Source organism: Funiculus sociatus GB2-C1, assembly GCF_039962115.1.
In the GTDB taxonomy this organism is placed as follows: Bacteria; Cyanobacteriota; Cyanobacteriia; order Cyanobacteriales; family FACHB-T130; genus Funiculus; species Funiculus sociatus.
This window is the reverse complement of sequence record NZ_JAMPKJ010000004.1, coordinates 35,273-49,161: the sequence shown is the minus strand read 5'-3', so window position 1 is coordinate 49,161 and position 13,889 is coordinate 35,273. Positions and strand designations below refer to the sequence as shown.

General features: G+C 44.7%; 15 protein-coding genes and 1 CRISPR repeat array (1 of these 16 cut by a window edge). Of the genes, 7 read left to right on the top strand and 8 right to left on the bottom strand.

The window, feature by feature from the left end; all coding sequences use genetic code 11:
• Positions 1 to 508: a CRISPR direct-repeat array (repeat unit 37 nt; unit sequence GTCGGAAAACTCTATAATCCCTATCAGGGATTGAAAC) (it extends 1,177 nt beyond the left edge of the window).
• A gap of 197 nt (positions 509 to 705) precedes the next feature.
• Positions 706 to 2,604: a glutamine--fructose-6-phosphate transaminase (isomerizing) gene (gene glmS, locus NDI42_RS03365; RefSeq protein ID WP_190451333.1), complete on the bottom strand. Its 1,899-nt coding sequence runs from the start codon at positions 2,602 to 2,604 to the stop codon at positions 706 to 708.
• 295 nt (positions 2,605 to 2,899) lie between these two features.
• Positions 2,900 to 3,148, bottom strand: coding sequence for a photosystem I iron-sulfur center protein PsaC (gene psaC / locus NDI42_RS03360; protein ID WP_190418540.1), 249 nt, complete (start codon positions 3,146 to 3,148; stop codon positions 2,900 to 2,902).
• 346 nt (positions 3,149 to 3,494) lie between these two features.
• On the opposite strand from psaC, the gene NDI42_RS03355 reads away from it, so the two are divergent.
• The 3 genes from NDI42_RS03355 (at position 3,495) to NDI42_RS03345 (ending at position 4,624) form a co-directional block, all read left to right on the top strand.
• Positions 3,495 to 3,656: a hypothetical protein gene (locus NDI42_RS03355; protein ID WP_190451332.1), complete on the top strand. Its 162-nt coding sequence runs from the start codon at positions 3,495 to 3,497 to the stop codon at positions 3,654 to 3,656.
• 26 nt (positions 3,657 to 3,682) lie between these two features.
• Positions 3,683 to 4,183, top strand: coding sequence for an Hsp20/alpha crystallin family protein (locus NDI42_RS03350; protein ID WP_190451330.1), 501 nt, complete (start codon positions 3,683 to 3,685; stop codon positions 4,181 to 4,183).
• A gap of 183 nt (positions 4,184 to 4,366) precedes the next feature.
• Positions 4,367 to 4,624, top strand: a complete 258-nt coding sequence (locus NDI42_RS03345) for a CRR7 family NDH-1 assembly protein (protein ID WP_190451463.1) — start codon at positions 4,367 to 4,369, stop codon at positions 4,622 to 4,624.
• A gap of 22 nt (positions 4,625 to 4,646) precedes the next feature.
• On the opposite strand, the gene NDI42_RS03340 is transcribed toward NDI42_RS03345, so the two are convergent.
• Positions 4,647 to 5,198 (bottom strand): DUF2854 domain-containing protein, encoded by a 552-nt coding sequence (locus NDI42_RS03340; protein WP_190451328.1) that lies wholly within the window; start codon positions 5,196 to 5,198, stop codon positions 4,647 to 4,649.
• Positions 5,199 to 5,619: 421 nt separating this feature from the next.
• On the opposite strand from NDI42_RS03340, the gene NDI42_RS03335 reads away from it, so the two are divergent.
• Both NDI42_RS03335 and NDI42_RS03330 read left to right on the top strand, forming a co-directional pair.
• A complete protein-coding gene (locus NDI42_RS03335) occupies positions 5,620 to 5,880 on the top strand; it encodes a hypothetical protein (protein WP_190418550.1) in 261 nt (86 codons plus the stop codon).
• Between the two features lie 45 nt (positions 5,881 to 5,925).
• Positions 5,926 to 6,102, top strand: coding sequence for a hypothetical protein (locus tag NDI42_RS03330; RefSeq protein ID WP_190418552.1), 177 nt, complete (start codon positions 5,926 to 5,928; stop codon positions 6,100 to 6,102).
• 65 nt (positions 6,103 to 6,167) lie between these two features.
• Here the strand turns inward: NDI42_RS03330 and NDI42_RS03325 are convergent, their stop codons facing one another.
• From NDI42_RS03325 to NDI42_RS03305, 5 genes are all read right to left on the bottom strand, one after another.
• A complete protein-coding gene (locus NDI42_RS03325; RefSeq protein ID WP_190451326.1) occupies positions 6,168 to 6,566 on the bottom strand; it encodes a response regulator in 399 nt (132 codons plus the stop codon).
• A gap of 160 nt (positions 6,567 to 6,726) precedes the next feature.
• Positions 6,727 to 6,876, bottom strand: coding sequence for a hypothetical protein (locus NDI42_RS03320; RefSeq protein WP_348231363.1), 150 nt, complete (start codon positions 6,874 to 6,876; stop codon positions 6,727 to 6,729).
• A 249-nt stretch (positions 6,877 to 7,125) separates the two neighbouring features.
• Positions 7,126 to 7,308: a hypothetical protein gene (locus NDI42_RS03315; RefSeq protein ID WP_190451324.1), complete on the bottom strand. Its 183-nt coding sequence runs from the start codon at positions 7,306 to 7,308 to the stop codon at positions 7,126 to 7,128.
• A gap of 153 nt (positions 7,309 to 7,461) precedes the next feature.
• Positions 7,462 to 7,974: a hypothetical protein gene (locus NDI42_RS03310; RefSeq protein ID WP_190451321.1), complete on the bottom strand. Its 513-nt coding sequence runs from the start codon at positions 7,972 to 7,974 to the stop codon at positions 7,462 to 7,464.
• Positions 7,975 to 8,092: 118 nt separating this feature from the next.
• Positions 8,093 to 11,623: an nSTAND1 domain-containing NTPase gene (locus tag NDI42_RS03305; protein ID WP_190451319.1), complete on the bottom strand. Its 3,531-nt coding sequence runs from the start codon at positions 11,621 to 11,623 to the stop codon at positions 8,093 to 8,095.
• Between the two features lie 143 nt (positions 11,624 to 11,766).
• On the opposite strand from NDI42_RS03305, the gene NDI42_RS03300 reads away from it, so the two are divergent.
• Both NDI42_RS03300 and NDI42_RS03295 read left to right on the top strand, forming a co-directional pair.
• Complete coding sequence (locus tag NDI42_RS03300) at positions 11,767 to 12,141, top strand: CU044_2847 family protein (RefSeq protein ID WP_190451318.1); 375 nt, start codon at positions 11,767 to 11,769, stop codon at positions 12,139 to 12,141.
• A 140-nt stretch (positions 12,142 to 12,281) separates the two neighbouring features.
• A complete protein-coding gene (locus NDI42_RS03295; RefSeq protein WP_190451316.1) occupies positions 12,282 to 13,736 on the top strand; it encodes a glycoside hydrolase family 13 protein in 1,455 nt (484 codons plus the stop codon).
• The last annotated feature ends 153 nt before the right edge of the window (positions 13,737 to 13,889 follow it).

Below are 13,889 nucleotides of genomic sequence, written 5' to 3'. Positions count from 1 at the left end.
TTGAAACGAGTGCGGAAAGTTGAATCGCATTCTGAGTTTCAGTGTCGGAAAACTCTATAATCCCTATCAGGGATTGAAACGATACCTGGCGCATCATTCCAAGATACGGGTCGGAGTCGGAAAACTCTATAATCCCTATCAGGGATTGAAACTATGGAAACTGCTAGAGCAAATAGCTTTGGATGTGTCGGAAAACTCTATAATCCCTATCAGGGATTGAAACAAACTCAATAGATGCTGTCACCTTGCCATCATCGGTCGGAAAACTCTATAATCCCTATCAGGGATTGAAACAAAAAGGTAAGTCCCTCAAGAATAATTCTTCTGTCGGAAAACTCTATAATCCTTATCAGGGATTGAAACATACAAGAAAAAAGATTTAGCTTTTCCCTTGAAAGTCGGAAAACTCTATAATCCCTATCAGGGATTGAAACATTAGCGAAACGCCAGATATTGACAAAGCTCATGACTGTCGGAAAACTCTATAATCCCTATCAGGGATTGAAACACGAGCAACTTAGCGATCGCTAAAATTGTGTAGCCGGAAAACTCTATAATAATTCCGGACTAGCCATTGAAACTTGATTTCAATTCACATCTTGGACTATTCTCAATAAGTTCCAAAGTCCGCCAGAGATTTTAAATAACTATCACCAAGTATTTTAAAAGGTGCGATCGCATTTTCAGCTAATCGCACCTTCTGGACTATTCCACTGTCACCGATTTTGCCAAATTCCTTGGCTGATCCACATCCAAACCGCGACGCGCTGCAATGTGATAAGCCAATAACTGCAACGGAATCACCGTCAAAATCGGCGAAAGCAACTCTTCCACAGCCGGAACAGGTAACAAATCGTCAAACGTTTCCGCCGCCTCCGGGTCATTCATCGGTGTCACACCAATCAAACGGGAATCCCGCGCCTTAGCTTCTTGGGCGTTTGAGAGAACCTTTTCGTACACATTACCCGGCATAGCGATCGCCACCACAGGAACTTTAGCATCCAACAGCGCAATCGGCCCGTGCTTCATCTCCCCAGCCGGATAACCTTCCGCGTGGATATAGCTAATTTCCTTCAGTTTCAGCGCCCCCTCCAAAGCAATTGGGAAATTAATCCCCCGTCCCAAAAAGATAAAATCCTTAGTTTCGGCAAAATCATGAGTCAGCTGCTCAATATACCGCTCCTGACTCTCTAAAATCAGCTCAATCTGCGCTGGTAACTGCCGCAAACCAACCAAAATCTCATCTAACCGAGTTGGCGTAATTGTCTGGCGGCGATAAGCTAAATCCAACGCCAGACAGTAAAACGCCATCAATTGAGACACAAAAGTTTTAGTCGCCGCCACCCCAATTTCCATCCCCGCATGGGTTTCGATAATTTGAGGCACCAAGTGACCTAAAGAACTTTCCGGACGGTTGCTAATCCCCAACAACCGCACCTGAAACTGGCTAGGCTTACCCTCGCGACGCTTTTTTTCCATCGCCAAAGCCGCCAACGTATCAGCCGTTTCCCCAGATTGGGTAACACCTATTGTTAGGGTATTGACAGTTAAAGGCGTTGGTGCATAGCGAAACTCAGAAGCATACTGCACCATAGTCGGAATCCCCGCCAGTTGTTCCAGCAGGTATTTCCCCACCAGCGCAGCGTGCCAACTGGTGCCACAGGCAAGAATTTGAACGTGTTCTAAGTCATCGTACAACGACGCAGGGATAGCCAAATTAATCGGCGACGTATCCTTATCTGGATGCCAATCAGCGTGCAGATAAGCCTCTAAACAAGCGCGTACCACCCCAGGTTGCTCGTAGATTTCCTTGAGCATGAAGTGCTTGAATCCCTGTTTTTCCACCTGCACGGGATTCCAGTTTAGAGTCCGGGGAGACTTTTTCAAGCGTTCGCCAGCAAAGTTGTAAACCTCAACTCCAAGTGGTGTCAGCCGCGCCAATTCCCCATTTTCCAGAGTTAGCACTGCACGAGTATGGGGAACCAATGCGGGTGTATCCGAAGCACAGAAAAATTCCCCTTGTCCGAAACCGATAGTTAAGGGAGCTTGTTGCCGTGCGACAATCAATTCATCCGGGTAGTCTGCCGATAAAACTGCGATCGCAAACGCTCCCTCCAGTTTATTAACAGCTTCTCTTACCGCCTCTAAGAAAAGAGTGGAGGAGTGGGTAAAGCCTGGTGTAGCGGAGTGGGATAAAAACTCAGCGATTAAGTGGGGAATCACCTCAGTATCAGTATCCGAACGAAACTTGTGTCCCCGCGCCTTCAGTTCCTCTCGCAAATCCCGATAATTTTCAATAATCCCGTTCTGCACCACCGCCACGCGCATCGCCGTATCCATATGAGGATGGGCGTTATATTCCTCAGGCTTACCATGAGTAGCCCAGCGAGTGTGTCCAATGCCAATATTCGCCGGGTTTACTTCCCGTTCTAGCTTCTCGCGCAAGTTGTAGAGTTTCCCCTTCGCCCGAACGCAGTGGATCTCACCTTCTGTCACTGTAGCGATTCCGGCAGAATCGTAGCCTCGATACTCCAATTTCTCCAACCCAGAGAGCAAAATTTCGGTAGCTGCTTGAGTGCCAATATAGCCGACGATTCCGCACATATATTACACCACTCCTGTTCTCACCTAATTTACAACGCTACTTGGCTATTCACCCAGCGTCAAGCCGCTTCAGGAGAGTCCTGGAAATGCCTACTGCAAGGCTTCGCCTCACTTAAGCACCCCTACGCCAACATTCAATTATGGCTTCTTTTGCGTTTTCACGCGAAGTAGAGCCTCGCTTATACTCATTCCCCACCAGAGACTGAGAATGGCTATGAATAAAAAAAAGAGAGAGCATAATTGCCCCCTCTGTACCTTGGAATTGGATGATAAAAAGTGTTTTCAAGCCAGCTTTTTAGTAGGCCAAGCCCATGCTGCGGGTGGTTTCAGCATTACTCAGGTAAACTCGGATGCTCAGAAAGTCTGTAGGACAGGCAGTTTCGCACCGCTTGCAACCTACACAGTCTTCTGTCCGAGGGGAGGAAGCAATCTGTTGAGCTTTGCAGCCATCCCAGGGAACCATTTCTAGGACATCCGTTGGGCAAGCGCGGACGCACTGGGTGCATCCAATGCAGGTGTCGTAGATTTTGACGCTATGAGACATTGAATAACGGCTCCTTTCCTAGTGTTCTCTAATGTCGAGGAGAAATCTTGGCTTAGTTTACCGCAGGCGCAGAGTCCCCTTCTGCAAAAGGCTACAGAACTTCAAACTCTGTAATAGATTGCCCCATGCGGCAACAATGCCCAGAAGCCTGGAAAATCCCCCTACATAAAGGCGGTTCCCCTCCCAGGCAAAGTATTATTGTCTGGAAAATTATAAAGAAGTGTAACTAAAGGCTCGCCTTTAGTCGCGATTCCACAATTGAGCTGGAAGACAAATTACATCTTGACGCTGACGCTGCACAACGTGACAGAAGCTCGCGAAGCACCGCCTTAGTTGTTTTTAGTTGATGCTCAGTGGTTATGTTCTGGAGAATGCGATCGCGATCGCCAATACGGAAAGATTCCCAAATTTATTTCGGTTTCCCTCACCGATTCAACCGCCCTGTTTTGGCATCATAAATTTGTGGGAACTAAAAGCTAATCCCATTGACAAAGTTCTTTCTTATTAGTCACTACAAATTGGAGGAACTATCCTATGGCTCTGATTCGTTGGCAACCATTTTCAGAAATTGAAACCCTGCGTCGTCAAATGGATCAAATGTTTGATGAAATTGCCGGAAGCGATCGCCAGTCTGGTAAAACCTGGCAACCTGCGATTGAACTGCAAGACACCGAAGACAATCTGATTTTGCGGGCAGAAATTCCAGGCGTAGAAGGCAAGGATCTGGATGTGCGCGTCACCCGCGAAGCGATCGCTATTCAAGGCGAACATCGCTTTGAGAAAAAGACCGAAGAAAAAGGCTTCTTCCGCTCCGAATTCCGCTATGGTAGTTTCCAGCGCGTGATTCCTCTGCCAGTGCCAATTCAGAACGATCAAGTCAAAGCCGACTTCAACAATGGCATCTTGACACTGACACTGCCCAAGGTAGCGGAAGCAAAGCGTACAGTCGTTAAACTCAACCTGGGTAATAACACCACCACAACTCCAGAATTAACCAGCCAGCCAGAGGCTGAAGGTGCGGCGGCGACCAACTAAGCTGTCCTAGCCCTAAATAACTAATAGCTTAATAAGCGTGAGTTAACCGCTGAGTTGTCTTAACCTCATTCCTAGACCGCTCAGCGGTTATTTTTTTGCTCCTTGACTCTGAAACCGCTATCAAAACCGCCAGTTTATGGCGATACACTTGAACAAGATGTCTCAAGTATAAAAAAACGCAAAATGCCTGACTCCATAATGTATCAAGAAGATGCCTTCGTCGTTCTAGAACCCAACCAACCAGAACAATTTCTCAGCGCCGCCGAACTATTAGAAAAACTCAAGGCAATTTTGGTAACTCGTCAGGATAACCTGCCGCGAGACTTGCAAAAATTTCCCTTAGTACAGGCTCAAGCTCAGTACCTAATGGACACATCTTGCGAATTAGATATGGAGCCAGGACAATTTTTACAGTGGTATGTAGTCCGCCTGGAAAAGTAAGCGACAAGTCTTAAACTTTCCCTTACACCTGCGGCGTAGCAATAAGCGCCACATCAACGCAGTTCTCGGCAGGTTGACTCAACTCAACCTGGATACCAGGGCCAAAAAAGCCCTTTATCTTCTCCCGCTTCTGTTGCCAAACCTCAAAAGGAATCAGCGGCGACTCAAATTCCAGCACTAAAGTATAAGCGCCATCAACCTCCTTTTCCTCTAATCCCTTCAGCACTGGTCTTTCCTCGTCTGTCGGACTCAACCCCAAGCTACTCAAAGAGCTATCCAAATGAGCATCTTGACCGTAGCGATAGCGAGTGACATCTTTGCGAATCTGGTTTTGAGTAACAGTTGCTTGCTGCTGGCGTAGTGCCATTACCTCTTTCGAGGTGGGTTTACTGAATGGTACAGGCTTAAGTTCTGCGGCTTTGAGCGCAAGACCTCCCAGCAGCACCGGAATACCATAGAAGAATCCCGCTAGATTCAATGTGGCGTTGCCCGTGGAGTAGGCATAAAATCCCACAATTGTCAAAACAAAACCCACACCTAAACCTAACGTTCCCAAAGAAGTTTGACGTAACATTTTTATTAGGATACCCGATTCACAATCTCTTCAGCTTTATTATCCTTGTCCAGGCGTAATATCTCGCTTGTGTGCGTAAGACTTTTATCAAATAATGGCGGTTTCAAAGAAAACCCGTATTATCAAATCAGGTTGTTGTCTGCTGCCGTCAATTCATAGTTGAGAGCATAGATTGACGCTCCCCTGGATTTACCCTGTGGGGATTCTTAAGAGCTAGGAAATCCTAACGCCTAACAGGTTAGGACAAAACTTGACACACCCCCTGGAAATCCAGCCTGTGCTTACTTTTAACTAAAATGTTAGCTGCACCGTTAAGGCCACCATTAACCAAGTGTCGTGTTTCCTCCCATGCTTAACAGACCTATGAACCAGCTTAAGCCTGTCTCCTACTCATAGGTATCTACCCTTCCCGCGAGGTTTTATGATTCAAGAAGATAATGAGCAAGCTACAAAAAAAAGTAGAGCCATCCTCGATCAGCTTAAAACCCTTAAGCAGGAGGACGAAACGCTTTATAACATACTGGCGGTAGATGTCTGGGCTTTAGCCAAAACGATGGATGAGTTTCAGCCTGGATTTTGGTCTGCTTTTATGAAAAATAGGGAAAAGGCGCTCAAGCGGTTTATTGCTGAGGTGATTAAAAATAAACCTGCCGATCCAAAGCGACCTCCCTTCCTTCGCTAGGATTATTGGGTAATGTTAAGTTAATGTTGAATTGTAATGCAGATAATGGACTCAGAAACTTTAAAACAATGGATTAGCCTGATTGAACTCAAGCGTGAGTCTCTGGTACGGCTTTTGGAAGAACCAAACCTGGGTACTCTCAGAATAGATGTTAATCAGGCGCTGGAAGAAATTGACGATTTAATTGACGAATTTAACCGTACCTTTCCTGAAGCAGGATAGGCCAATTAAAATTTGACGCCTTGCGGGGCTAATTCTAGCTGCAAGGTCGCCTACCTTCGCACCCCCTAGTGACTAACTGCCCGCTGCCCTAGCTGCTTGACTAAAGCAATCAGTTCTTGGGTAGCGGTATCTTTTTTGCAGAAAGCATCTATTCTGGCAGTTTGGCTCATTACTTCAATCTGCGGGTCTTCCACTGATGAATAAGCAATGATCTGTGCGTGCGGATCGATGTGTTTTATCTGTGTCGATGCGGATAGACCGTCTAACACGGGCATCTGTAAGTCGAGAATAATCACATCAGGATGGTAACGCTCGACCATTTCCACGGCTTCTTGACCGTTGCTTGCGAGTCCAACTAGCTCAATGTTCGCCTGACTTTGGAATGCTAGCTTGAGGCTAAAACGAGTAAGTTCATGGTCATCAACAACCAGGACACGCAGAAGGGGGTGCTGACAGGACAACATAAGGAACAACAATTGTATCTGACCGTTCTAGTGTAGGGGCAAAAGGTCTAAAAGTCCCTCTACCGTCCGAGCGAACTGCTGAAAGAAATACCCATTTTGTGTAGAAACAAGAAGCTGAAAAGCCCAAATATTAAATCTTTATAAAGAAGGAAAAGTTTTGTTATTTTAGGTATATAGAAATTAAGTAGCAAATCGGTTGAGGTTTGGCAAGTTGGATGCGATCGCGCCTTACTACCTCTGTTTTTCCTGCCTGCACTGCTGATAATAACCGAATACTTATCCTACTGTCAGTATCGGCTGTTACTACCACAAAAGGCGTATCCCTTTTGGCAATAATATATCTACCTTCTGTAAGAGAAGCCTTGCTGTATGCAAAGCGATCCCCGGAGTGGGTGTAGATTAGGCGAAGCAGTACAAAAACCCAACTCTAAACTAGGGTTAGAGTACAAAAACCTAACACCCAAAAGACTTTGTTGGGTTTTGCTTTTTCTCAGCTCAATTGAGAATCATTCTTAAATGATTGTTTGTGAGGGCAATATCTAATAATTTTTCGTTAAATTCAGTTACTAACAAGAATATCGCTCTCTTGCTTGTAGATATCAGATGGGGTCAAGAGTGCGATCGCGCTCTTGATTGGGTAGAGAGTGCGATCGCGCTCTTGATTGGGTAGAGAATGCGATCGCGCTCTTGATTGGGTAGAGAGTACAATCGCGCTCTTAATTGGGTTAGAGAGTGCGATCACTATATCTAAGCAATTTCCTGTCTTAATCCAATTACTAACAAAAATACTGCCCAGTCCTTACTGACTGCTGCACAGCTTGGTTAGCAAGTAAAGGCAGGAGAGGAGCGAGCAAGCTACGAAAATAATGGGTAAATCCGTTTTCGCAAAAATCCTTCATGCGAAAACGTCTCTACTCAATGCTTGTTTTAAACTTTCGTAAGAAGTCACGTCTATTACAGCATCCCTGAAAGTACAGAATGCACATGGATTAAGGCTTGAACATGTAAAAAAACTAGAAGAAATAGCCCTTAATGAGTTGGAAAATCTTTCAATCGTTTCTGCCATCAAAGCATTTTTAATTTCTTCCTTTACTGTTTCCTCTTTAAGATGTGTAAAATTAAGAATCTCTGGTTTCTCTAGGACTTCGCGACTCATAATCTCTCGAAAATTTTCATAGGTCTCCCCGCTTGAAGCATTCTTAAGCGCTCGAATGAAACTTGATTCACAATCTTTACTATCCACCTCATTTTTTTCAGGTAATTGATTTGTTAACTCGGAAACCTTTTTATAAATTTCCTCAAAAGAAGCCAAGACTTTTCGGGTTTTAACACCAATATCTTCATCTTCAAGATTATTGCTCGACAAAATTTCTTTTAAAATTCTCAAACTCAACTCTAAGCTATCCATTTCTTACGCCCTCGTTTCTCACACTTATCATTAACTATGATATATTAATCAACCCTACAATACAATACAATAATAATTCCTTTTAACTAAAAACACAACAATTTCCTCTCTAGCTTTGTTAGTTTTTACTACAAATATTTCGCTCTTCTTCATTTAATCTAGAGTTATTTCTCAGATAATTAGATAATAATTTACAGCTATAGTCAACTAAATTATTTATATGGCTAGGAGGATTTAAATCCATACTCCAAAGTCTCACACTTCTATCAGCACCAGCAGAAGCAATTATCTGATCAACAGGGCTAAAACTTACACTAAAAACAGAAGAACCGTGCCAAAAGGTTTTTAATAAATTACCTTCTTTGCTCCAGAGCCTTACAGTTCCGTCTTTGCTACCAGAAGCAATAATTTGACCATTAGGACTAAAACTAACGCTATAAACCATATCATTATGGTCTGTCAATACTCTTGGTTGTTGGTTGGACGATAAACTCCAAATCCTTATGGTTCTGTCTCTACTCCCAGAAACAATATTTTTATCATCAGGGCTGAACTTTACACTGAAAACTTCGTCTGTATGCCCTTTGAATGTTCTTAAAGGCTTATCATTATTAGATGCTAAACTCCAAATTTTTATAGTGCCATCTGCACTGGCAGAAGCGATTTGCTGACCATCAGAATTAAAACTCACACTGTTAACTTCAGCATTATGATGGAAAGTTTTTATTAGTGAATTATTTGATACTTGCCAAACTCTTACAGTATTATCAAAATTCGCAGAGGCAACCAGCTGACCATTAGGGCTAAACTTCACTCTTAAAGCAAGCTTTTTAGAAGAATTTATATCTTCCGGTGGTTTTAATTCTTTCTTTAAGCTACTATTAGCTATGTCCCTAATACTAATAATGCCATCTCCATCACTAGAAGCAATTATATAATTAGTAGGACTAAAATCAACCCCCCAAACAGCTTTTTTATGATTGAAAGATTTTGTATTTAAAGACTTACCTTCTTTGCTCCAGAGCTTTAAATATCCATCTTGGCTGACAGAAGCAATCAGGCTACCGTCTGGACTAAAGCTAACATCGTTCACCTCATCAACATGCCCTTCTAAGCGATTACGCTCACGGATGCTAGAGATTATGGGTTGTAAAAGATTGAGTGCATACGAGTGCTCCCCTCCGTTCGTTTTCAACTGATTCAGCACTTTCACACTTTCTATCCAAGCTTCAAGCTGTTTATTGGCAGCAAATAACTCTTGAGGCCTTGAAATCAAAGCTTCTAAAACAGCTTTTTCTCGTTGTTTTGCTTGTTGTTGAAGTCCAATAGATAAGGCGGCAACTACTGCCAGTCCAATTGTTGCTACAGACAGCCACCAATTTCTTTGCTTTTGAACCTTAGTTCTGGCTTCAGCCTCTCTAGCTTTTGCTGCTTCTTCTCTAGCTTCCGCCTCGGCTTTATCCTTTGCTATAAGAGATTTTTCTATATCAGCTAGAGCTAAAGCTTCAGCTGCCTTAGCTTTTTCTGCTTCAGCTAAGGCTAAAGCTTCGGCTTCACGTTTTGCTGCTTCTATTTTTTCTTGGAGTTCGCGATCACGCTTCTCCACACTCTTATGAAAAAACTCTGCTTCTAGGTAAGGGAGTTTAGTCCGAGTATTGTTCACCCACTCTTCAATTGCTGCCAGACGCGCACCTGCTAGTAGCGCATCATCAGATTTTTTAAACCATTCGTGCCATTCGCGGCAGTCTTCCTCTAGACTTTGCTTGAGGCGGATATTCTCGCGGTTGTCTTCAATCCAACTGCGAAGTAATTTCCACTCGGATAAAAGGGCTTCATGAGCAACTTCTATAGTATTTTCATCGGTGATAATTAGGCGTTGCTGTTGATCTGCTAGCAGTCTGACTACTTGTTGCAGTTGTTCAGGGGAATCTGCGAACCCGCTCAATTCTTCCCAAGTGGCACGGCGGCGCGTTACTTCGTTGCCGTCACCTAACTTAACCAATGTCATGAATAGGCGGCGCACAAAAGCTTGATTCTCTCGAATAAAACTCCGGTATAGAATAGTCGCTCGGTTATCCAACGCGCCTTTGACTCCGCCAATCTCCTCATAGTCTTTCCAAGCCAAAAGCGGTTGTCCAGAGGGGGAATCCTGTTCGCAAAATTTTCGCCACAACTCAGAAAGCGCGTATTGCAACAGGGGTAATGCTCCTGGTTGATTTTCCACATCTTCTGCAATTTGCGATACTAACCCAGGCTCAAACCCGACACCATGAAGCTCTGCGGGTTTTTCAATTGTCTCTTCTATTTCTTGGCGAGATAGAGGTTCAACGATATAAGTTGTCGGTTGAGTGCGATTGATTAAATTTGCTGCTTCTGGATAGGCAGCGCATCGGTCGAGGAAATCTCCCCGAATTGCGACAATCACCCTGGTGATCCGGTCGGAAGCCGTTGCTTCATCCGCCATCAACCGCATGAAAGTTTGTCGCTCTGCTTCGTCATTGCAGAGGGTAAATACCTCTTCAAATTGGTCTATAAAGAGGACAAACGGCTTATTTTCCTGATGTCGCCGCGCTAGGATTCCTGTCAGTTTTCCTAGAGGATGAGTGCCAGGAGTAAAAATCTCGATTTCCCACTGGCTGCTACCGGGGAGGTAATCGCTTTGGAGTTTCGGCAACAATCCCGCTTTCACTAGAGAAGACTTGCCACAACCCGATCGACCAATAACCGAGAGAAATCTAGCATTATTGAGTCTGTCTACCAGTGCGCGGATAGCTAGTTCGCGCCCGAAAAAATATTTTTCTTTCCCTAGCTCAAAAGCTTGCAGTCCCTGATATGGATTTTCTCGGTTGAAAGTAAAAGTAGCGGATGGAGTGTTTTCATTTAGCGGATAATTCACTACCGTAATTGACTTACCCCAACCCATGCGGATCGGTTCCTGCCTTTTACCTTTGAGTTGTCTGCTGATGTGATCGAATAAGCGATCGCCACTGACACTTCCATCTTTTCCCGCATTCTCTAACGCCAACCCGTCGAGAACTGCTCCGGTAAAGACATCATGCTTTTCATCGTGCATCGCCCACGCTTGCTCGAAGGTTCTACAGGCGGTAATGACGTAATAATCTTTTTGGGAGCTAAAAGCAGTAAGCGTTTGTTCTACTAGCTGGCGTTCCAGAAAATAACCCCCATGACAGCAATCTAGAAGCAAAACTAAACTACTCAGTTCGGCAGCCCGAATCAGCTCGTTGAGACTATCTAAGGCAATTCCATGTTGTTGCCCGACAATACGCTTCCCATCCGTCTCCAACACGCAATCCGAAGTTGCTAAATACCCTTTGGTTCGCCCCAAATTGTCTGATACTGTAATCCCGTGTCCGCTGAAGTAGATGAGCGCATCGCTTCTATATGCCTGCTCCAGTAGAAACGTTCTTAAAGCTTGCCCCAATTCGTTGCCAGTTACCGCCTTTGTCCCGATTTCATAGTCATTATTCTGTTGATTCCAACGCTCAGGCAATCGTTTAACCATCTGGAAGTCGCCGTATTGCTTGAGTATCTGTACTACAGCCTCAGCATCGGTTACTGTCTTGGGAAGGCGTAATAAGTTTGAGCTTTGATATTCGGAAATTCCAATAACAAGGGCGTATCGAGCCATTTAGCAACCTGGTTTCAAAATATGGAATTAGTTGACAGGCACCCTTAAGAACGATGTTAATTGAGACACTAGGATAGCTTAACAAGAGCAGAAATGGCTCTAACTTTACAAAAAACACACGAAAACACACGAAGAGGTACCTCATGTCAGAAGTGCAACGTCTGCTTATAGAAGAGGATGGTCAAAACTATGAAATCTACGTCGAGTCGAAGTCAAGTCCGATGATGTCCCCTTCAGCCGCGTCGGATGACTACGATCCCAATCAATCGATGGGCTTTCGGGAAGATGCTGTGGTGAAGATGCAGCAAGCGCGTCAGATGATTCGCGGCTATGCTATGTATGCCCTGAGTGCGTTTAAAGATTTTGGTGCTGCTGAAATTGAGGAGGTAACGCTGAAATTTGGCATTAAGATGGGCGGTTCAGCTGGCATTCCTTACATTACTGAAGGTAAGGCTGAGAGCAATTTAGAAATTGAGGTGAAGTGCAAGTTTCCCGATAAATCAAAACCAGGTTTATAGTCGGAGAAAAATGTAGTGTCCTAAAGCACAAAAACTTAAAGCAGAAAAATATGCTAAATAATTTGTTACTTTCACCCAGAGGATAGAACCAGAAAGCTGCCTGCATCTGTACCCTGTTGGTTGTGGAGAGGGAGTTATTTATGCAGATACAGACGCCGGATTGGGTTAAGCACGCGGTTTTTTATCAGATTTTTCCGGATCGCTTTGCTAAAACTAAGCATCCTCACAAGCGGCTTTTGAAGGATACCCGGTGGGAAGATTGGCACGAGGTGCCGACGCTTCAAGGGTATAAGGGCGGGGATTTGTGGGGCGTGATGGAACAGCTGGATTACTTGCAGGATTTGGGGATTAATGCAGTTTATTTTACCCCCATTTTTCAATCGGCTAGTAATCACCGCTATCACACTCACGACTATTATCAGGTCGATCCGATGTTGGGGGGGAATGGCGCTTTTCGGGAGTTGCTGGAAGCTGCCCACGAACGCAATATTAAAGTTGTGCTGGATGGGGTGTTTAATCACTCTAGTCGCGGATTTTTCTTTTTCCACGATGTTCTGGAAAATGGCCCCCATTCGCCTTGGGTGGATTGGTTCAAGATTGAAGGCTGGCCTTTATCGGCGTATGACGGCAATTTTCCGGCGAATTATGAGGGTTGGGATGGAAATCGGGCGCTGCCAGTATTCAACCATGAAAATCCTGAAGTGCGGGAATATATTATGGAGATTGCCGAATATTGGATTAAATTCGGCATTGATGGCTGGCGCTTGGATGTGCCGTTTGAGATTAAGGCTCAAGGATTTTGGCAGGAATTTCGCGATCGCGTGAAAGCCCTCAACCCAGAAGCTTATATCGTGGGGGAAGTCTGGGGAGATTCTCGCGAGTGGCTGGATGGGACTCAGTTTGACGGGGTGATGAACTATCTCTTTGCTGCGCCGACTATTGCTTTTGCCGCAGGCGATCGCGTAGACATTGAACAAGTGAAAGATCGTTCCTACCATCCCTACCCGCCCCTCTTTGCACAAGAGTATGCCGAAAAAATCCAGCAATTGTTGGATTTTTACCCCTGGGATATTCAACTGACTCAGTTGAATTTGCTAGCTAGTCACGATACTGCACGGCTGCTTTCCATTGCTGGCGGCGACAAGGAGAGTGTTCAACTAGCAACATTGCTGCTATTGACTTATCCCGGTGCGCCCAGCATCTACTATGGCGATGAAGTGGGATTACCAGGAAAACTCGATCCGGACTCGCGCCGAGGGTTCCCAATGGAAGCCCACTGGGAGCGTGATGTTTTAGATTATCACAAGCAATTAATCGCCCTGCGTCACCAATACCCTGCCTTGCGTACAGGTGATTACAAAGTTCTGTTTGCAGAAGGGACAGTTTATGTCTTTGTTCGGACTTTGGGAGATGAGGAGATAATTGTTGCTGTTAACGTTGGTACTGCACCCGCAGAACACGTAAGGGTTGAGGCGGCATTAAAATCCAAACCTAGTAAGTTATTGTATGGCACAGCTGAGGTGTCTTGGAGCGTTGAGGGAGAATCCAAACTACAGTTGAATTTGCCGTCGCGTAGTGGCTGCATACTTGGTTGAGGAGGAAGCGATCGCTTTCTAACCTAACCCCCTAACTCCCTCTTTGTGAACGAAGAGCAGGGTGTCATACAACCCTTAGAAAATCTCGAAAATTGCGATATTTGGTAGGGCATGGCATTGCCATGCCCTACCGCCAACCAAAATCAACATTAC